General features: G+C 70.0%; 17 protein-coding genes and 1 pseudogene. 12 read left to right on the top strand and 6 right to left on the bottom strand.

What is annotated here, in order from left to right; translation table 11 throughout:
- Positions 1-36: 36 nt before the first annotated feature.
- The gene (locus tag ENKNEFLB_RS19340; protein WP_214056859.1) at positions 37-1,953 is read right to left on the bottom strand and encodes a hypothetical protein; all 1,917 of its coding nucleotides are present in this window, start codon (positions 1,951-1,953) and stop codon (positions 37-39) included.
- 71 nt (positions 1,954-2,024) lie between these two features.
- Positions 2,025-2,771 (bottom strand): NrtR DNA-binding winged helix domain-containing protein, encoded by a 747-nt coding sequence (locus ENKNEFLB_RS19335; protein WP_214056858.1) that lies wholly within the window; start codon positions 2,769-2,771, stop codon positions 2,025-2,027.
- A 75-nt stretch (positions 2,772-2,846) separates the two neighbouring features.
- Between ENKNEFLB_RS19335 and ENKNEFLB_RS19330 the strand changes: the two genes are divergently transcribed.
- The 6 genes from ENKNEFLB_RS19330 (at position 2,847) to ENKNEFLB_RS19305 (ending at position 9,212) form a co-directional block, all read left to right on the top strand.
- Positions 2,847-3,380: a hypothetical protein gene (locus ENKNEFLB_RS19330; protein ID WP_214056857.1), complete on the top strand. Its 534-nt coding sequence runs from the start codon at positions 2,847-2,849 to the stop codon at positions 3,378-3,380.
- Between the two features lie 49 nt (positions 3,381-3,429).
- A complete protein-coding gene (locus tag ENKNEFLB_RS19325; RefSeq protein WP_214056856.1) occupies positions 3,430-4,281 on the top strand; it encodes an ARPP-1 family domain-containing protein in 852 nt (283 codons plus the stop codon).
- A 1-nt stretch (position 4,282) separates the two neighbouring features.
- The gene (locus ENKNEFLB_RS19320; RefSeq protein ID WP_214056855.1) at positions 4,283-5,743 is read left to right on the top strand and encodes an ADP-ribosylglycohydrolase family protein; all 1,461 of its coding nucleotides are present in this window, start codon (positions 4,283-4,285) and stop codon (positions 5,741-5,743) included.
- A gap of 60 nt (positions 5,744-5,803) precedes the next feature.
- Positions 5,804-5,968, top strand: a complete 165-nt coding sequence (locus tag ENKNEFLB_RS19315) for a hypothetical protein (RefSeq protein WP_214056854.1) — start codon at positions 5,804-5,806, stop codon at positions 5,966-5,968.
- 481 nt (positions 5,969-6,449) lie between these two features.
- Positions 6,450-7,181 (top strand): hypothetical protein, encoded by a 732-nt coding sequence (locus ENKNEFLB_RS19310; RefSeq protein WP_214056853.1) that lies wholly within the window; start codon positions 6,450-6,452, stop codon positions 7,179-7,181.
- A gap of 132 nt (positions 7,182-7,313) precedes the next feature.
- The gene (locus ENKNEFLB_RS19305) at positions 7,314-9,212 is read left to right on the top strand and encodes a hypothetical protein (RefSeq protein ID WP_214056852.1); all 1,899 of its coding nucleotides are present in this window, start codon (positions 7,314-7,316) and stop codon (positions 9,210-9,212) included.
- Between the two features lie 44 nt (positions 9,213-9,256).
- On the opposite strand, the gene ENKNEFLB_RS23260 is transcribed toward ENKNEFLB_RS19305, so the two are convergent.
- Positions 9,257-9,490, bottom strand: coding sequence for a hypothetical protein (locus ENKNEFLB_RS23260; RefSeq protein WP_420830514.1), 234 nt, complete (start codon positions 9,488-9,490; stop codon positions 9,257-9,259).
- Positions 9,491-9,615: 125 nt separating this feature from the next.
- A pseudogene (locus ENKNEFLB_RS23255) lies at positions 9,616-10,383 on the bottom strand (PGN_0703 family putative restriction endonuclease); the annotation flags it as partial.
- A 1,155-nt stretch (positions 10,384-11,538) separates the two neighbouring features.
- Here ENKNEFLB_RS23255 and ENKNEFLB_RS19295 point away from each other — a divergent pair.
- The 4 genes from ENKNEFLB_RS19295 to ENKNEFLB_RS19280 are packed head-to-tail and all read left to right on the top strand — an operon-like array spanning position 11,539 to position 14,466.
- Positions 11,539-11,997, top strand: coding sequence for a hypothetical protein (locus tag ENKNEFLB_RS19295; RefSeq protein WP_214056850.1), 459 nt, complete (start codon positions 11,539-11,541; stop codon positions 11,995-11,997).
- Positions 11,998-11,999: 2 nt separating this feature from the next.
- Positions 12,000-13,652 (top strand): nuclease-related domain-containing DEAD/DEAH box helicase, encoded by a 1,653-nt coding sequence (locus ENKNEFLB_RS19290; RefSeq protein WP_214056849.1) that lies wholly within the window; start codon positions 12,000-12,002, stop codon positions 13,650-13,652.
- Between the two features lie 11 nt (positions 13,653-13,663).
- On the top strand, positions 13,664-14,113 hold the full coding sequence (locus ENKNEFLB_RS19285) for an HD domain-containing protein (RefSeq protein ID WP_214056848.1): 450 nt from the start codon (positions 13,664-13,666) through the stop codon (positions 14,111-14,113).
- Complete coding sequence (locus ENKNEFLB_RS19280; RefSeq protein WP_214056847.1) at positions 14,110-14,466, top strand: hypothetical protein; 357 nt, start codon at positions 14,110-14,112, stop codon at positions 14,464-14,466. Before ENKNEFLB_RS19285 ends, ENKNEFLB_RS19280 begins: the two co-directional genes overlap by 4 nt.
- An 8-nt stretch (positions 14,467-14,474) precedes the next feature.
- Here the strand turns inward: ENKNEFLB_RS19280 and ENKNEFLB_RS19275 are convergent, their stop codons facing one another.
- Positions 14,475-15,605, bottom strand: a complete 1,131-nt coding sequence (locus ENKNEFLB_RS19275; RefSeq protein ID WP_214056846.1) for a hypothetical protein — start codon at positions 15,603-15,605, stop codon at positions 14,475-14,477.
- Between the two features lie 125 nt (positions 15,606-15,730).
- On the opposite strand from ENKNEFLB_RS19275, the gene ENKNEFLB_RS19270 reads away from it, so the two are divergent.
- Both ENKNEFLB_RS19270 and ENKNEFLB_RS19265 read left to right on the top strand, forming a co-directional pair.
- Positions 15,731-16,351 carry a hypothetical protein gene (locus ENKNEFLB_RS19270; protein WP_214056845.1) on the top strand — a complete coding sequence of 207 codons (621 nt, stop codon included), beginning with the start codon at positions 15,731-15,733 and terminating at the stop codon, positions 16,349-16,351.
- A gap of 140 nt (positions 16,352-16,491) precedes the next feature.
- The gene (locus ENKNEFLB_RS19265; RefSeq protein ID WP_214056844.1) at positions 16,492-17,664 is read left to right on the top strand and encodes a serine hydrolase domain-containing protein; all 1,173 of its coding nucleotides are present in this window, start codon (positions 16,492-16,494) and stop codon (positions 17,662-17,664) included.
- 7 nt (positions 17,665-17,671) lie between these two features.
- Here ENKNEFLB_RS19265 and ENKNEFLB_RS19260 read toward each other — a convergent pair whose 3' ends face one another.
- Positions 17,672-18,997 carry a DUF2254 domain-containing protein gene (locus ENKNEFLB_RS19260; protein WP_214056843.1) on the bottom strand — a complete coding sequence of 442 codons (1,326 nt, stop codon included), beginning with the start codon at positions 18,995-18,997 and terminating at the stop codon, positions 17,672-17,674.
- Positions 18,998-19,008 lie beyond the last annotated feature (11 nt).

Raw genomic sequence — 19,008 nt, 5'->3', positions numbered from 1 at the left:
CGACGGGCAACGACAGGCCCCCTCGCGGTGCTGGCGTCATAGCAGCAGGTGCTGCGTCCAGGTCGTCAGCTCAGACAGTGCCTCGACAAGCTCGTCAGTCGTGGCGGACGGGTCGACCTTGCGGTAGCGGTAGACGTAGTTCGGGGCGAACGCCCCCCAGGTGCCGGCGTCCCATGCCTTCGTCTGCTGCAGCAGTGGGCCGAGGACCTCCTCGACGACCTCGAGATCGAAGAGGGGTGCGAATCGGTCTGCCGCCACCTGCTCGCGCTGCAGCCGATGGGCTGGTGTGGCCCCGTGTGCATCGTGGTCCTTCGGAAAGATCACGTGCTGCCGTAGCTGGTTGTGCTGGAGCTGCCATCCGACGACCATTCCGTCGGGGAGCTGATGGTCGAAGGTGGCCAGCCCGTTCCCCTTGCTGAAGCCAGCAGTGACGGCGGGGTCCCCGCCTACGCGGGAACGGATCAGGCCGGCTAGCGAGTTGAACCGAAGCCGCTGAAGCGGGCCCCCGATCTTGCTACCGACCAGGCCGTCAAGGAGCTCTTTGGCTGCGAACGGCTGATCGAGCGACATGGCGGGGTTGACGGCCTCCTCGAGCGAGGCAAGGCGTCGCACGAGGTCCCGCCAGCGCCCGAAGATGTCCCGGTCGCTGCCGAGCAGCTGCGGATCGATCCGCCCGATCGCTTCCGAGAGCGCGGCGTAAGTGATCAACGACCACCCAGTCGGCAGCGTGAAAGCCGGTTCCATCAGTGACAGCAGCACGTACCGGGTATCAGGATTCTTGTCCGGCCCGCCATTCCACGGGAGTGGCTTCTCCAAGTAGTCCCTCAGCTGCTTGGGGTACGGGATCGAGTAGAGCTTGTTCTCGACGACGACCCTGGCCCTGCACCCATCCGTCTGCGTTGCTTCGATGACCACATCGAGGTTCCTGTACTCGCGCCAGACCACGATGTCCTGAACTGGTTCGAGGCGCTTTCCGTGCAGGGTCTCGAGTACAGGCCGCATCGCGACTGGGTGGTGCTCAAGCAGCCAGGCGAGCGCGTTGGAGTGGAACAGCTCCTGGCCGGCCTGGGACATCGACCACAGCAAGTCCGCCTCCAGCGAGGCGACCAAAGGAGTGATCTGCTCCAGCAAAGTCGGTTCGTAGGCTGGGATGAAAAGGCGCTCTGAGGTGCTCTGCCGCAGCGTGAGATCTGCCTCTGGGGAGACAGCGGATCCGTCCCTGGGTCCCACCGACAGCGCCTCACGCTCTAGGTAGCGGACCGGATTTGCAGCGCCCTGCTTGAAGAGGTTCCGGAGATCCGTTCCGATCCAGTCGTCGCGCTCCTCGGACCGCCCACCCTCGAACCCGATCCGGTTCTCTAGACCGCGCTCAGGACAGTCCAGCCAGACCATGGGCCTGTAAGCCTCCCGCACCAAGCCATCGGCGACCGCGAGCACCAGGTCGACCCGTTCAGCCTTGGCCCGAGACATCACCCACCACTTGCGAGTGACCTCGTAGAGCTCGTCGGGATCGAGGTCCGGAGACCACCGCTGGTTGATCCGGAGCACGAGGACGAGAGGCTCATGAGCGGCCGTGTCAGCGACGGGCAGCGGCTGCTCCGGCAGAAGTGCCTCCACCTCGCTCATCAGGCTGTGCCGTACGGGGTTCGCTGCGCCTTTCGGGAAGAGGGGAGCCATGTCCGCTCCGACCCAGCGGTCCCAGTCATCGGCTACGGCACCCTCGAAACCGAAGCGAAGAGGGTCTTCGTGGTCTGGCGAAGGCATCCACCGCCGAGGAAGAAAAGCGCCCACGACCTTGGTGCTGCTAACTGCTAGGACGAGGTGGGCGGAGCGAGCCTTGGGCAGGCTCACCCTCCACCACTTGCGGGTGACCTCGTAGACCTCCAGCGCGGACATTGAGGGGTTCCACGACTTTCCGATCTTGAGCACAAGTACAGGACGCGAGTCGGTCACGGGGTCTCCTTGGAGCGAATGCTTGGCGGGCCAACCTAGGTGGACTGAGCTACGCAGATGAGCGTTCTGTCCTAGCGGCGCGGCAGCGGAAACGGCCCCGCCTCCGGGTCCCGTCGGCTGGCCCCCGCCCGCCTGAACAGCTGCGCCGGACGTCCCACCGTCGCGGAGGTGAACATCTCCTCGCCCCGGGAGTCGAGGGCCGGCTCGACGTACTCCCGCATCCGGCGGTTGAAGGTGTCGCGCTTCAGCCCCTCGTCCAGCACGGCCTCGTGAACGTGGCGCAGCTGGCTCAGGGTCCACGGGTCGCGCAGGAGGGGCAGCGGGTCGGGGGAGCGCTCGTAGCGGCGACGGACCCGGCGTACGGCGGTGGTGACCATGTCGTCGTGGTCGTAGGCGAGCGGCTCCGTGGTCACCCGCTCCTTGCGGGCGGCCGGCCCTGTGACGGGGAGGATCTCGGTGTCGCTCCGCAGCAGGCGGTCCCGCTCGTCCGGCAGGAGGGAGCAGGCGTAGGCCAGCGACAAGGACCAGCCCCGGGGGTCGCGGTGCGGGTCGTCGTAGACACCGAGGGCCTCGAGGCGCATCTCCCGGCGGGGGCGCAGGCCGAGCTTGTCCTCCATCGCGACCGCGACGGTCCGCTCCACGGTGTCGCGTTCGCGGACGAAGCGGCCCGGCAGCACGGGCACGGTGTCGGCGCGACGCTGTACGACTACGCCTAGGCGATCCGGTGCCTCCCGCGACTCCCCGGGGAGCAGGGTCAGGATCACCAGGTCGACCGCGACGTTCGGTCGCGCGTACTGCTGCAGGTCGGCAGGAGGCATAGACCAGACATTAACGCAACGACACGCAAACCCTGTGATATGTTCACATCCACGCAAACAAGCCAGGAGGCTCGCATGACCATGATCGAGAACGAACGCCCCGCGGTTCCGGTGGTTCCGGTGGTCGCGAGCTGGTGCACGGCGACCGGCCAGCGCCTGCACGTCCCCGGGTGCCCCCACGTCGGGTCGCCCCTGCGTGAGGCCACGCCGGCGCAGCTCGCCCGCATGGCGACGTGCTCCTGGTGCCGCGCGGAGATCGGTGGCGTCGGGCGCACCCACCCCCGCACGCTGGTGGAGGCCATGCGGTCACTCGGTTGCCACGAGGGCACCCAGCGGCTCATCGTCGAGGCGCTGCGCGGCGTGGCGCATGACGAGATCTGGTTGCCGCACAGCAAGTCCTACATCGCGCTCGGCCTCGAGGGTCGCGGCGCCGCCTGGATCGGCAAGGGGTACGTCTTCGTCAAGGCGACCGGTGCGTTCGTCGAGCTCCCGGGCTACCGGGCCGGTGGTGGTGGCGGGACGCCGCGCGAGGAGCGGGTCGGCGAGGTCTGCCTGCACCACTTCGAGGTGCGGTCGCTCACCGGGGCCTGCTCGGGCTGTGACGACTGACGCTCCGACATGACTACAGAAACAGCATATTCACGCTAAAGAGGAGTTGATGACCATGATCCACCTAGGGCAGGGGAGGACCGTCGGTGCGCTGACGGTGTTCCCGATCTGGCAGGACCGCACCTCGACAGGGGCGCGGCGCTACACCACCGGCGGTGCCGACCTGGTGCTCGGCGAGAGCCCGGACGGGCCGGCCGTCGGGCAGCTGCACGTCGACAACCGGGGGCAGCTGCCGGCGCTCGTGCTGGACGGTCAGCTCTTCGAGGGAGGCTGGCAGCACCGGATGGCCACTCGCTCCGCGATGGTCGCCGCCGGGGGCAGCGCACCCATCGACGTCGCCTGCGTCGAGCAGCGGCGCTGGGGCGGCGCGTCCGGGCAGACGACCCGCGGCCGACGGGCGTCGACGTACGTCCGCAACGGCTTCGACACGGGGCAGCAGCACGAGGTCTGGCGCCGGGTCGAGCAGCACGGCCTCGCGTCACCCTCCGGCTCGCTGGTCTCCCGGCTCGACGTGCTCGACACCCAGGCCGACCTGGTCCTGGAACGCACTCGGCCGCTCCCGGGTCAGACCGGGGTCCTCGTCGGGATCGGCGGTCACCCGATCTCGCTGGAGGTCTTCGACCACCCGCAGACCCTGGTCGAGCAGCTGCCGCAGATCGTGCGCGCGGCGAGCCTCGACGCGTACGGCCGCCCGGCCCTGCCGACGCCCGGGCGTCGCGCACGCCGCATGGTCGCCCGCCTCGAGCGGGCCAGGTTCGACCTGGAGCCCGACGTGGGTCAGACCGCCCGGCTCGGCCGCGCCCGCACCGAGGCGCTCGACGTGATGTCGCTGCGCTACCGGCACCGTGTGGTGCACCTGCGTGCCACCAACCACCGACACCCAATCCTCCAGGAGGCCTGAGATGGCACGACGACTGACCACCGCCCAGCACGACCGCGCCGCCGGCGTGCTGCTCGGGCAGGCCTGCGGCGACGCGCTCGGCGTGCCGTACGAGTTCGCCCGCCCGCCGGGTGCCGACGAGCTCGCCGAGATGAAGGGAGGCGGGCTCGGTGACTTCGCCCCGGGGGAGTGGAGCGACGACACCGCGATGGCCGGGGCGATCGCCCGGGTCGCGGCCACCGGCGTCGACCTGACGCTGCCGGCATCGCTGGACGCGGTCGCCGACGGCTTCCTGGAGTGGCACGCGTCCGGCCCCGCGGACATCGGGATCCAGACCTCCGCGGTGCTCGGGGCGACCCGGCGCCGTCTCGCCGGCGGGGGGCGGCCGGGGTCGGTGATGCGCGAGGAGGCGGCGCGGTACGCCGCCCGCAACCCGAGGTCCGCCGGGAACGGTGCCCTCATGCGGACCGCAGTCGTCGCGCTGGCACACCTCGACGACCGCGAACGGCTCGCCCGCGCGGCTCGCGCCGTCGCCGAGCTGACCCACGCCGACCCGTTGGCCGGCGACTCGTGCGTGCTGTGGTGCGAGGCGGTCAGGGTGGCAGTCCTTGACGGGCGCCTGGACGTCCGAGCCGGTCTCGAGCTGCTCCCGGCAGACCGCCGCGAGCAGTGGACCGGCCTCCTCGGCGAGGCCGAGGCGGGGCCGGCGTCCCGCTTCACCCCGAACGGGTTCACCGTCACCGCGCTGCAGGCGGCGGTCGCCGCGATCAGCCTGACCCCGGTCCCGGACGGCCCGATGTCGTGCCTGCACCTGCAGGACGCCCTCCACGCCGCCGTCCGGATCGGGGACGACACGGACACCGTCGCCGCTATCGCCGGCGGCCTGCTCGGTGCGCGGTGGGGCGCGAGCGCCGTCCCCTGGCGCTGGCGGCGGGCGGTGCACGGCTGGCCCGGGAGGGACGGCCGGGACCTGGTCACGAACGCCTGCCTCGCGGTCGCGGGCGGACGAGCCGACCCGAAGGGCTGGCCGGTGGTGGAGGACGTCGCGTACGACGAGCCCGCGTCGTCCCGGGTCGTGCCGCACCCGTTCGACGAGGGCGTCCTCCTGGGCACGCACCGGAGCCGGGACCACGGCGCCGACGCCGTCGTGTCGATGTGCCGTGTGGGCCGCGACCAGGCGTGCTTCGACGGCGCCGACGTGGTCGTCGAGTCGCGACTGATGGACAGCGAGGACCCGGCCGCCAACCCCAACCTGGCCTTCACGCTCCGCGACGCGGCCGACGCTGTCCGCGGCCTGCGGGCCGAGGGCAAGGTCGTGCTGCTGCACTGCGTGGCGGCGCAGCAGCGCACACCGAGCGTCGCTGTCGAGTACGGCGTCCTGCTCGGGCACGAGGTCGGCGAGGTGCGGCGGGCCGTGGTCGGGGCGCTGAGGAGCACGCGGGGGTACGGGCTCGTGTGGGACGCGGCGGGCGCGGTGCTCTAGGTGGGGTGACCGGTCCCAGGGTCGGCGGTGGTGTCGGCGCCGTCCGTCACGATGGGGTCCATGAGTGACGACCAGCGCCACCCCTGGTGGCGCGTCAACGCAATCTTCGACCCGGACGGCGAGGGCGGCGACTTCGGGTACACCGTTGGCCTTGCGACCCGGGACGTGCCCGAGCTGCACCTGTGGTCGCGGCCCTCGCTGGGGGACAATCCAGAAGTGGGCTGACATCGTCCGCGAGCGACACCGGCCGGATTCTGAACGAGTGCGCCTGAGAGCTGCTCGACGGTGCTCTGGGGGTGGGGGACGGCTTGACCTCCCGGCGGACGGCGCTCGAGCATGTCGTTCTCGACGCGATTCTGCGCGGTGCCTGGTGTGCCTCGGTTTGGTCGCCTGATCAACAGCCCTTTCACCTTTGAGGGCGGCGCAAATGATGAGTCCGCGGATTCGGCGACCAGGGCGATTGATGTCCTCTCTGCTCGTGATCGCGGGGCGAGGAACACCGCCAGCTCTGGCCACGTAAGACGGTCCGGGGCCGCTACGCCCATTGCTGTAGAGCGCTGCCAGCACCCCCGCGACCTGCGGGGAGTCTTCGGCGTCAGTGTTCGCCGCGCCAAGGTGCAGGACGGCGAGCACGCGGACGGTTGCGATCTAGGCTGTCGCCGCAGACACGTCGCGCAGAGCTCGCCACAGACATGGGGACATCAATATGACGCATTCACAGCCGCAGCCGCAGCCGCAGCCGCAGTCGCAGCCACCGTCGAAGCTACCGACCGGCCGATGGTACTTCGTTATCAGCTGGGCGTCGGCAGGGCTGCTGGCCTCGGTGCCCCACTTCCACGCGGCGTCCCGCTTGAACCGACCGGAGCTGCGCAAGACCGGAACCTGGATCGCCGGAGCGAGCATCGTCGGGCTCGTCCTCGTCGGACTCGCGCCGGAGAACGAAGCGGGCGAGCCAACCGGCTGGTTGTCGAACCTTGCTGGGATCTTTCTGCTGGCCCTCCTGCTTGTCGCCACTATCCAGCAGGTGGGTTTCCGTCGGGATGTCTACCCCGTTCTAGGTCAGGCGCCTCGACCTCAAACTATCGATCCGAACGAGGCTGCGCTCGCGGCCCTCGGGGCCACCCGTGGCCGACGAACAGAAGCCCGGCGGCTCGTGCAGAAAGACCCGGCGTCGGCCCGTGAGCTCGGTATCGGACGTCCCGACCGCCCACGTCAGTACGACGACGGTGGACTGATCGACCTAAACGCCGTACCAGTCGAGATCATTGCCGCCGAGTTCGACCTGTCAAAGCCCACGACAGATGCGCTACGGAACATCCGGGACCAGATCGGACGCCTCGACAGTGTTGACGAGTTCATCAACTTCGCGGACGTGCCCAGTATGAGCGCTCAGCTCATGCAGGAGCGAGGCTTGGTCATCCCCGAACTGCCTCGGTGATCCAGGGGATTCCCGGGGCCGCGCACGCCGAGCCGCGGCCAGTAGCACCAGGCTTTTAGCCACTCGCCATCGTCACGGTCTTGTCTTCCAGACAGAGTTAGCGGTTACCGACGGACGGGATACACATCGCACATGGCTGTCATCGCTTATCTACACGGGGTCGGCGGTCCAACCGATCGCAAGGCCTGGCTCGAGCCTCTCAACGTCGGGCTAGGGCACCTCGCGCTGTCCCCGCTGGACGTCGATGACGACGACATCTTGGACATCGACTACAGCCGACCGCTGCGAGCGAAGCGTGAGGACGACGTCGAACCCCCGCCCCTGACTCTTCTCGACACAGTTCCCGACGCGGCCGAGGACCGCTTCCGGCGGATGACAGAGCAGGCGCGACTCGCCGTCCAGCGATTCGGAGCCCGCGGGAGGGTCAACCTGGACGTGGCGCCCCAGTGGCTGGTGTCTGCCGCGGCCGGTCCTGTGTCGCGCACGCTGAAAGACGCCCAGATCTACCGGACGTCGGCGCAAGCGCGGGCGGCCGTCCTCCGTCACGTCCTTGATCAGATCCCCGACGATGGCGAGCTCGTCCTCATCGGTCACAGCCTCGGTTCTGTGGTTGGTCTGGACCTCATCAGGCACCTTCCGCCGGGCCTCTTCGTACGAAGCTTCATCACCGTGGGCAGTCCTTTGTCGACACCGTCGATCTGGCCGTTCTTGGCCGGGCTCCGCAGTCGGTTCCCGTACGACCGTGTCGGAGCCTGGATCAACGTCGCCGACGGGCGGGACCCGGTAGCAGGGTGGAACCGGGTGAGCGCCGGGTTCCCCATGGCGCTCGACGTCCCTGTGGTCCTAGCCGGACGGCACGAGGTCCTCGGCTACTTCTCCCATCCTGCCGTGGCGGCAGCGGTTGCCGACGGGATCTTTGGGGACGCGGTGATCGGCAACGTCCCGGCCGAGGACGGGTCTGGTGTCGCGCATCCGCCGGCTCGGCGCGTCTCGCCCGACTGGAACGTTGCGCTGCTCGCGTTCGCGTTCAGCAACGAGCTGTCACGAACATGCAAGCCAGACCGCGCACGCTGGAAGCGTCGTTTCGACACGATCCGGTCCGTGCAGGCGCTGCGGACCCGGTCCGAGATCTCGCAGGCGTCTGACGACCGCCCGGACATTCTCGCCCTCAATGATCGAGAGGCGCCCTCCATGGACGACCTCTTGGTGCACGCGGCCGACATCGTGGTCGACACGTGGTCGGACGACGAGCTGCTGCCGCTCGCCGTCAGCCTCTACATGTCCTCTCCGACCGCGCCTTTCGACGTCGTGATCGATGACACTCACCGCAAGGAGGCGCTTGAGAAGCTGCTTCGGTTGATCCGTCGTACGGACCGCAAGGTGTCGGAGCGCGAGTTCATGGCGCGGCTCATTGCCGCGGTGGAGACGAACGAGCGGTCGCTGCGTGGCCGAGGCTCGGGCGCTGGGTGGTGGCTGCTGTTCGGCGCCGCGATCCTGGCAGCTACCGGTGTCGGCCTGGTGGCTGCCGCTCCTGTCGGACTGGCCGGCGCCGCTGTTCTGTCGGCGACTCTCGCGTCCTTCGGTCCCGGCGGGATGGTGGGCGGAATGGTCACCATCGCGGCCCTGACGGGGACAGGAGGCGCCTTCGTCGGGGTAGCCGCCGGGTCGACGGGCAAGGTGTCGGCGGACACAACGGACGGTCAGACGATCGAGGCGCTCGCCCGGACTCTCGAGGACCTGTCGGTCGGACAGCTCCGACACCTGCTGGTGGCTTCGCTCTCCGTATGCGACGCAGCCGAGGCCCTCGGGCGGGCCGGCCGGCGCCAGAACCTCGTCGCGGTGCTGGAGGCGGCCCAGGGCCACGCAGCGGAGGAGCTGGAACTCCACGACCAGCTCGCGCCCCGGGGCCAGTCGCGCAAGGAGTGGGCGGACAGGCTCGCGCTGCTCGACCGGGCGCTAGGACTGGCGCGACACGGCACCGGTAGGCCGATCGACCTGAGGAAGGAGCTCGACGCGGCGGGGGAGCTGTAATCGGTGTGAACAGTCTGCCCAGTCGCCCGGGGCGTGCTCCTCGGTCAGCCGTCGTTGCCCAAGCCATAGCGGTCCACGTACTCCTCGCTCGTGATGGCGGGATCGAGGAACACCGCAGGGTCGAGCTTCACGAACCGGTCCGGTCGACGCAGCAGTCGCTGCCACGTCTGGCTGACGTCGTCGCCCAACGGTGCGACCGACGGTGCGCGGTACGACCGCTCGTACGCGAGGTTCTCCGGGGACAGGACGTGCACGACTCGGACCCGCTCCGCCGCCACGTCCGGGTCGGTCTCGAGCTGCCACGCGAGCAGCTGCTGACGGACGAGCTGGTAGACGGTTCGTGGAACAGGTCCCCGATCTCGACGTCTCCGACATCGATCGGGCTGTCCGGGTCTTCGAGCAGGTGGCCGTACCGCTTGGTGCGCTCCTTCAGCTTGCGGTCGGCGCCGTGGTCCGCCGAGGGGTAGGTCTCCGTGAACTTCCACTCGACGAGCGCGAGCTCGTCCACGCCCGCCGAGGTCCGGTAGGGGAAGGCGGCGTCGATGCTGGTGCACTGCGACCCCCGGGTCCGCTTCCCCTTGCGTCCCTCGGAGAGGTAGTCCTTGTCGGTGGGGCCGATGTACTCGAAGGTGAGGAAGCGGCCGCTCTCCGACGGGTGGACCTTGCCCAGGTCGCGCACCGCGGCGATGTCCAGCACGGACCCGAACGCCGCTTCGATGCGGTCGGGGTCCTTGATCATCTGCGCGAGAGCGTTGACGCACTGCACCTGGCTGGAGCGCAGGTGCGGCGACGGTTGGCCGTCTCTTCCCTGGTTCCAGGGGATCTCGAGCGCACTGAAGATCTCGAGCCCGGTGGCACGGACCTCCGGCAGCAGGTTGAGCAAGGCGTGCTCGCGCGGGAGGGCGTAGTCGACGTCGACCTGCTTGCCGGCGCGGTTCTTCACCGTGCCGGGGCCGCGCGCCTCATCGGGGAGCGTGGGCGTGCGAGCCTTCCACTCCTGACCTGCGGCGTTGTGGCGCGCTGCCCAGGAGGTCACGAGCGGTCTCGGCTTCCCCGTCGCGGTCCGAGACTCGTCGAGCTCGATCAGCTCCCCGATGAGGGAGACCTCGAAGATCTTGACCCGGGGGAAGCTGTGCTCGGACGCGGCTAGGGCATCGCGCACTGCGAGCATGCGGGACACCATCGTGGGGGAGGCGCCGCGTTGGACGGCGACCACCGGGATGACGGTGGGGCGGTCTGGCAGTGTCGGGACCGCGCGGGGGGCGAGCCCCATCGCAGCCCGCTGCTCGGCCATCTCCCGAAGTACCCGACCGGGGACCTGGTCCGGCTCGTCGGCGACGTACTCGACCCACGTCGCCAACAGGCGGGAGTACATGAGCGCCTGGGCGGCGACCCATGCGATCGAACCTCCGCGCAGGGGTTTGACCTCGATGGCCTCGAGGGTGCCGTCGGAGGAGATCGCCAGGGCGTCGCACTCGTTGCCCAGGGGCTTCGGCATGCCGCTGAACCCGAGGTCGGCTGCCTTGAGTGCCGCCAGGATCGGGTCACGGCACTCGTCCATGACCTGCTTCTTGAGCTTCGCGTCGCGGAAGGAGGGGGTGACCTCGCGGTCGAGCACGATGCGGGCGTCGTCGCGGTAGCTGCCGATGGCGGCCTGCACGGCGCCCTCGGTGCGCCCGTGCGACTGGCTCGCCGCAGGGATGACCCGCTCGAGGTAGAGCTCTACTTCGGGCCACAGCGTCGTCCAATCCTCGACGGTGCGCGCGGCCTGCCAGGCCTTGTCGAAGGTCCCCTGCTTCTGGTGAGTGCTGTGGGCGGCCAGACGGATGGTGCCGTTCTTGCTCGAGAGGACCTGCAGCACCGCGGTCAGGCCCGTGTAGAGGGTCACGTGCTCGGCGCCACTCTTGGCGTCTCGTCGTGTGCGGAGGTCCAACGGGTAGAGCCCGGACTTGGTGATCGTCGCCAGGGAGCTCGCGAATCCGCCAGGGCAGAAGTGAGCGAGGAACTCGGGTGTCAGCCGGCGGTCGTAGCGGATGTCGAAGTCGTGGGCCACGGGCGTCTCCAGGTCGGTGAGTGGTAGCCGGACGGTAGTTCGGATCGGTGGTCGTTTCCGGCGCTTTGAGCGGGTTGGTGCGACTCAGCGCAAGCTGCTGACGGTGTCGGTGGCGGCTCCTAGAGTCGCCTCACAGTCGATGGGGGAGGCGCGATGCAGGCAGGTCCAGAGCAGCTGGCGGACATGACGGATCCGTGGTCGGCGGCGCCTGCGCCGTCGTACGACGTCCCGCGCGGCTCGTGCCCGCGTTGCGGGTCAGGCGAGGTGACCCACGTGCTGGCAGGTCTTCCCGTCGGCCCGGTCGAGACGCCGTCCTGGGTGGCGTGGGTGGGCTGCATGCCGCCGGGCCACGACCGTGCGTGCGCGGAGTGCGGTCTGCGGTGGCGCTCGGCGGATGCCGGCGACGTGCGCATCGAAAGCCTCGAGGAGTTCCTGCTCCTCCGAGGTGCGGCGGACGAGGAGGAGCTGGGCGACCTCCTGAGCGCGGACCTCGAGCTGGACGTGCTCGTCGACACCGACCACGCGCTCGCGGGGGAGCTGGTGCTGGTCATCGGCCGCTACGGCGTGACGCTGCCGTTCCCGACCACGCTCCGCGTCGTGCAGGAGGCCCTGGACGACCTCGAGGACGACGTGGTCTCGAGCATGCACTCCGCCGACCGTCGGGAGTGGGAGCCCTGGACGTCGGACGGTCCCGGCGACCCGGACGAGCTCGATGACGGAGAGGACGACTGACCATGGTGGCCAGGTGCATCCCCGAGGACCCGACCTTCACGACCCCGTCGGAGAGGGAGGTCTGGGTGAGGCTGCGCGACCAGCTCACGCCGGACGACGTCCTGCTGGTCAACGTGCGCCTCACCGACGAGTCCAAGGACCACGAGGGCGACCTGGTCGTGCTGATGCCGGGTGACGGTGTCGTCGTGCTCGAGGTCAAGGGCAGCTCGGTGTGGTTCGACGACGGATGGCGGATCAAGCGCGGTGGTCGCGTCGACGTCATCCACCCGGTCGACCAGGCCCGGGACATGAAGTACGCCGCGCGCGACTACGCCGAGAGCGACTCCCGTTGGGGCAGCCGCAGGCGCGTCGTTTGGGCGCACGGTGTCGTCACGCCGTACTCCTCGTTCGAGGACGACTTCGACCTGCCCGAACTCCCGCGGTGGGCGCTGCACGACCGGTCCGAGCAGGAGGACCTGGCGGCCCGGGTGCGGCAGAACGCCCGTGGACTGGCGCACGGGAGGCCCGCACCGACCCACGACGACGTGGAGGCGCTGGTCGAGATCCTGGCCGGGCGGCGGCGTACGGCCTACGACCTGAACGCCGAGGCCCTCGAGCGGGCATCCCGGGCCGACCAGCTGACCCAGGAGCAGGCGACGCTGCTGCGGGTGACACGGCTGCTGCGCCGCGTGGAAATCCGCGGTGGCGCGGGGAGCGGGAAGACGGTGCTCGCGCTGCAGCAGGCCAAGGAGCTCAGCCGGGGCACCGGTGAGCGCAGGGCCGAGCGGGTCGCGATGCTCTGCTACTCGATCGGGCTGGCGGAGTACCTCAAGCGGGAGGTCGGGACCTGGAAGCGGCAGCACCGGCCGGCGTTCGTGGGCACCTTCGAGGAGCTGGCCTGCGAGTGGGGGATCGAGACCGGGGGCAAGGTCGAGAGCGACTTCTGGGAGGTCGAGCTCCCGCGGCTGATGGCCGAGCGCGCCCAGGACCTCGGCCACGGCAAGCGTTTCGACTCGATCGTCGTGGACGAGGCGCAGGACTTCGCCGAGGACTGGTGGACGCCCCTGCTCACGTCGTTGCGCGACGAGGTCGACGGCGGCCTCTACCTCTACTCCGACGAGAACCAGCGGATCTTCGCCCGCTTCGGGCGGCCTCCGGTGGAGCTGGTCCCGCTCGTGCTCGACCACAACCTCCGGAACACCAAGCAGGTGCACGCCTGCTTCGGTCCGCTGGCCCCGAGCCGGATGTACGCCCGGGGCGGTGACGGCCCGGACGTGCGCTTCGTGGCGAGCGCCAGCGACGAGGCCATGGGCGCCGCCGACGACGAGGTGGAGCGGTTGCTCGACGAGGGGTGGGACCCCGAGCGGGTGTGCCTGCTGACCACCGGTCACCGGCACCCCGAGCAGGAGGCGCAGGTGGAGCGCCACGGCAAGACCGGCTACTGGCGCAGCTTCTGGGAGGGCGACGACGTCTTCTACGGCCACGTGCTCGGCTCGAAGGGTCTCGAGCGGGCCGCCGTCGTGCTCTGCGTCAACGAGGGCGGCGAGCGCGACCGCGCGCGGGAGCGCCTGTACGTCGGGATGTCGCGGGCGACGGACTCGTTGACGGTCGTCGGTGACCCGGACGTGCTGCGGCGCGTGGCCGGCGACGACGTGGCGCGACGACTAGGGATATGAGGGGACCACAGATGGACCTGGACGACGTGCGCGCGCTCGCGCGAGAGGCCCACGCGGGCCAGCGCGACAAGCAGGGGCGCGACTACTACGAGGCCCACCTCGAGCCGATTGCACGCGCTCTGCGTGAGCACGGGATCGACGCCGAGATGGCGGGGCTGCTGCACGACATCATCGAGGACACCCACCACACGGCGACGAGCCTGTCGGACCTCGGTGTCCCGCAAGCGGTGGTCGACGCGGTCGTGTCCGTCACCAAGGTGGAGGGCGAGCACTACGACGACACGATCGCCCGCGCCGCCGCCCACCCGCTCGGCCGGGTCGTGAAGCTGGCTGACAACGCGCACAACCTGGCCTCGAACCCCGCGCTGGCCGAGACCGAGCCAGCCAAAGCGGCGAAGCTCAAGGACAAGTACGAGCGTGCGAGGGCGACGCTCCTGGCCGCCGGGCCAGAGCTCCGGTGAGGGTCGAGCAGCAGGAGCAGGTGTGGCTCCTCGCGCCCCTGGCGAGGGCAGCGCTCATCATGGCCGCCCAACGGAGGACGACCGCGACGTTCAGCGAGGTCGCGGTCTGCGTCGGCCTCTACGACGAGGTGCGACGCGACCTCATGCACTACGTCCTGCTGCTGGTCGAGCACATCTGTCGCGAGGCCGACGAGCCGACGCTGACCGCCCTCGTGGTGCACCCCGGGGACGGCCGTCCCGGCTACGGGACCAGCGACCAGTACCCCGACTGGCACATCGAGGTGTACGCCTGTTTCGACTGGTGGGTGCAGCCGCTGTCGACGGCGCTCCCGGTCAGCGGTCGGGCAGCCTGATGAGGACGTCAGCGGGGCGTGCGCTCGTACTTCCAGATCGCGTGGTCGAGCGCGCTCGCGTCGTGGTCGAGCTCCGCGGCCGCCTCGTGCACCAGGGTGCGAGCTGTCTTCGTGTCCACCGGGCGGCCGACCGCCCGGTCGACGTACCGCACCACCCAGGTGTCGGCCTTCACGCCGGGGTGGCCCGCCAGCATCGTGAAGTACTCGAACGTCACCCAGCCGAGACCCTTGACGGAGCAGTAGGCCCGCTTCGCCTCGTCGTGGCGGTCGGTCAGGTCGTCGGCCTTCACGACGCCCACGTCCTTCAGTGCCCGGGCGGCCGCGATGATCGCGGCGGCCTTGGTGGCACCTCCGCTGAGCTTCTGGTGACCCGTGACCGCCAGTAGCGCCGCCTCCGACTTGTCCGCCAGCACGGAGAGATCGTCGACGGCGCCGCGAGCCTCGGCAGTTCTGTAGTCGCGGACCCGCTTGCGTACGCCCGTGTCAGCTGTCGCTCCGTACCGAGCGCGGATCGACAGGACCGCGTCGATCAGGCACGCCTCGATCTCCTGCGGGTACCCGCCAGGCCAAGCGCCGGGGTCCTCGCCGATCTCGGCGCGGATCTGGGTCGTCAGGGAGGTCAAGTCGTCGGTAGGCATCGGGTCAGCGTGACCGACCGGCGGCGCCGCCGCCGGCCGGTGGTCGGCGTGCTTCGTCATCAGGTCGCACCACCCGTGCTCGGTCACCACGACGACCTCGCCGGCCGAGACGGGCCGGATGCCGTACCGCCAGAACTTCGCCCAGGCCCACTCGGTGGGGGTCCACACGCACAGGCCCTCCCGGACGACCACGGTGACGAGCTTGGCCCTCATGGGCGAGGGCCACGTTCCCGTGCGCTCGTGCTGCCACCGATCCGTCAGCACCTCGACGTACGTCTTCAGCTGCCGGCGTTCCGCCTCGCTCGCGCGGTCCAGCCTCGAGTCGATCGGCAGCACCGCGGCCTCGGCCACCTGCTGACGACCGGAGGGGTCCAGGACGAGCACGGCGTACGCGCACCCGACCGTGAGGTCGACGAGCCTCGCGACCTCGGCCATGAGGTCGGCGGGCGAGCGCAGCTCGAACGGCTCGATGACGACGGGTTGAAGATCGATGACGTCCATCGGCCGACCATGCCCCGAGACACCAGGGTCGTGCGTCCGGTTGTCCACAGGCTGCCGGCGGGCGGTCGCGCCCGGTGCCCTGCCGCGCCCATCATCGGTGCACGCGCCGATCCCCGGGAGGGACCATGGGACACACCACCGACTTCGTCGGTCACCTCGACATCAGCCCGCCGCTCAACGCAGCAGAGCGCGCTTATCTGGAGGCTTTCAGGTGGACGCGGCACTGCGACCACGGCGGGTCCCCGTACGACGTCCGCGGCAACCCGATGGCGCCCGACGACCTTTCGATCGAGCGCAGGAGCGAGCTCGGCCCCGGCAAGCCACAGCTCTACTGCCAGTGGGCCGCATGCGGGGAGGGCTGCTGCCTCTCCTTCGACGGCAACGAGAAGTTCTACGAGCCGACGCGGTGGTTGATCTACCTGGTCGACCACCTGCTGGGACCGGATGCGATCGCAGCCGGTGTCAGCCATCCTCAGCTCGCTGGGTTCACCTTCGACCACCACCTCGACGGCATCATCGTCGGCTGCCGACGTGACAACCGTGAGCTGTTCGCTCTCGTCGTCCAGGACAACGTGGTGAGTCGCGAGGTGATGCGTCGGGGGGACCTCGAGTTCGGTGGCTTTCCGCCGCTGGCCTACCAGGAGGCCATCGATCGCGAGAACCGCGACCGGGACAACCGGCGTCGTGACTCCCCGGCTGCAAGAGCAGGTGGGGCTCGGCCGCGTCTGGTCGTCAGCCGGGAGTGAGGTCTCGAGACGCTCGCTGCGCTCGCTCCTCGACCGCCGGCAAATCCTGTCCGTGTGACGGGTGTCACACCTGCGTCATTGGTGCCACGGTGGCTGGACGGGCCCGGAAAGGCCGGGACACGGACCGGGAGGCACCCACCATGACCAGGACCATCGACGGGAGCGGCATCGACCGCGTGCTGCAGGCGGCCGTGGACGGCGGCGCCGTACCCCACGTCGCGGCCATCGCCGCGGACGCCGACGGCGTCTTCTACGAGGCCGGCGTCGGGCCGCGCGTCGTCGGGGAGGCGGAGGAGGACGTCACCACCAGCACCCAGTTCCGGATCATGTCGATGACCAAGATGGTCTGCACCACCGCGGCGCTGCAGCAGCGTGAGCGCGGGGAGCTCGACTTCGACGCCCCGGTCGAGGAGTACTGCCCGCAGTTCGTCGACATCAAGGTCCTCGAGGGATGGGACGGCGACACGCCGCGGCTGGTCGAGCCGCGCACGAAGGCGACCGTGCACCACCTCCTCACCCACACCAGCGGCCTGGGCTACTGGTTCTGGAACGAGGACCTCGCCCGCTACGAGACCGCGACCGGCACCCCCAACGTCGTGCCCGGCGACGCCGCCGCCCTTGGGGCGCCGATGGTCGCCCACCCCGGGGAGCGGTTCAACTACGGCATCAACACCGACTGGCTCGGCAAGGTCGTCGAGTCGGTCGCCGGGACGACGCTCGACGTGGTGGTCAAGGAGCACATCGCCGGCCCGCTGGGGATGGACGACACGATGTTCGCCCTCGACGACGGCCGCAAGGCGAACGCCGTCGCGGTGCACGTGCGCGGCGAGGACGGAGCCTGGAGCTCGATCGGCAACGTCCTCAACGACGAGCCCGACTGGTGGGCCGGGGGCCACGGCCTGTTCTCCACCCCGCGCGACTACATGCGCTTCGAGCGCGCGCTGCTGCGCGGCGGCGAGCTCGACGGCGCGCGGATCCTGCAGCAGGCCACCGTCGACGAGGCGTTCTCCGACCAGCTGCGCGGGCTGAGCTTCCCCGAGGAGATCCTCACCGCCGACCCGGGGACCACCGACTCGTTCCGGGTCGGGCCGGGGTGGACCTGGGGCTACGGGCTGCTGCTCAACACCGTCGACGTCCCCGGCGGGCGACGGGCCGGCACGGGGGCGTGGGCCGGGCTGTTCAACACGCATTTCTTCATCGACCGCACCACGGGAGTCTGCGCCTCGATCTACACCAACTCGCTGCCGTTCATCGAGCGCGAGGCGCTGCAGCTCTACGGCGACTTCGAGCAGGCGCTCTACGCGGCGCTCTGAACCCGCCCTACTCAGACGCTGACGACGGCGGCGTCACCAGCACCGCCGCAGACCCGATGCCGGCCGGGTCGGGGACCATCCCGTCATCCCGGTCGGCGTCGGTGTTGGCCGCGTACGAGACCAGCTCGCCCAACGATGCGAGCTGCCGCTCTAACGGCGGGCGGCGCTCCTCGGGGGCGATGGACAGCAGGTCCTGCAGGGCGGCGGTGAGGCGGCGGGACACCTGCGGCGACCCCGCGCCGACCTGACGGATCTCGTCGAAGGCGAGCTGGACGAAGCCGTTCCACTGCATCGTCGGCACCGTGAGCCGCAGCGTGCCGGACCGGTCGTGGAAGCGGCCGTCGTGCATCGGGCGCCGCACCATGTGGCGCAGGATGTCGTGGATCCGGTCGATCGCCTGCACCGACGTGGTCGGGTCGGAGAACGGCCCGCCCGTCAGCGAGCGCTCGGCGATGTCGACCAGGAGGCGGATGCCGTACGCCACGTCCTGGTTCAGCGTCCGCTCCGGGCCCAGGACGATGGTGCGCGCCGCCTCGTCGCGCACCTGCGGCCCGGCCTCGCCGTGCACCCGCACCAGGGCGGCGCCGACGGGGACGAAGTCGCCGACCGTGGAGAGGACCTCGAAGCAGCAGTCCGCGCGCTCGGCGAGGGCGACGAGCCGGTCGTGGCCGATGGTGAACACGACCCCGCTCCGGGGCGCCGGGACGAGCGCCGGGTCGAGCTCCTGCGCGGGCCCGTGGTCGGGGTACATCCGGTCCAGCGTGGTGAGCGTGTCCCGGGTGACCCACCCGACCAGCGCCGCGGTCCGCAGCGACTGGGTGATGTGGTTGAGGTACCAGACCAGGGTGCCGATGCAGGCCAGCACCAGGACGATGGCCACCACCACCGCGAGGCCGGGCACCTTGCCGCCGCCGTCGGGCTCGATGTCCACGGCCCGCATGGCCAGCATGGCGTGGGTGAAGGTGCCGGCGAAGAGTCCGATCGCGGCCTGGCTGGGCCGGTCCTGCAGGATCTGGCGGACGATGCGCGGGGAGAACGTACCCATCGCGAGCTGCACCGCGACCACCAGCAGCGAGAGCACCAGGCCGGTGAGCGTGAGCATCGAGAAGGCGATCAGGTACAGGATCTGCAGCGCCGCGTTAGGGTCGCCGCTGATGCTCTGCGGGACCAGGGTGCCGTCGTCGACCGACGTGGTGAGCACCGAGGTCGCGGCTCCCACGACGACGCAGCCCAGCGGCACGACCCAGAGGCTCGTCTTGAGGTAGTGGCCCCAGCGGAACCGCCTCACGGTCGGCGCGACGCAGTCCGGGGGACGGCGGGTGACGTGGGACACATGCGGGCGAG

Origin of the sequence: Nocardioides aquaticus, assembly GCF_018459925.1 — a bacterium.
Lineage (GTDB): Bacteria > Actinomycetota > Actinomycetes > Propionibacteriales > Nocardioidaceae > Nocardioides > Nocardioides aquaticus.
The sequence above is the reverse complement of the archived record's forward strand: the minus strand, read 5'-3'. Positions and strand labels throughout refer to the sequence as shown.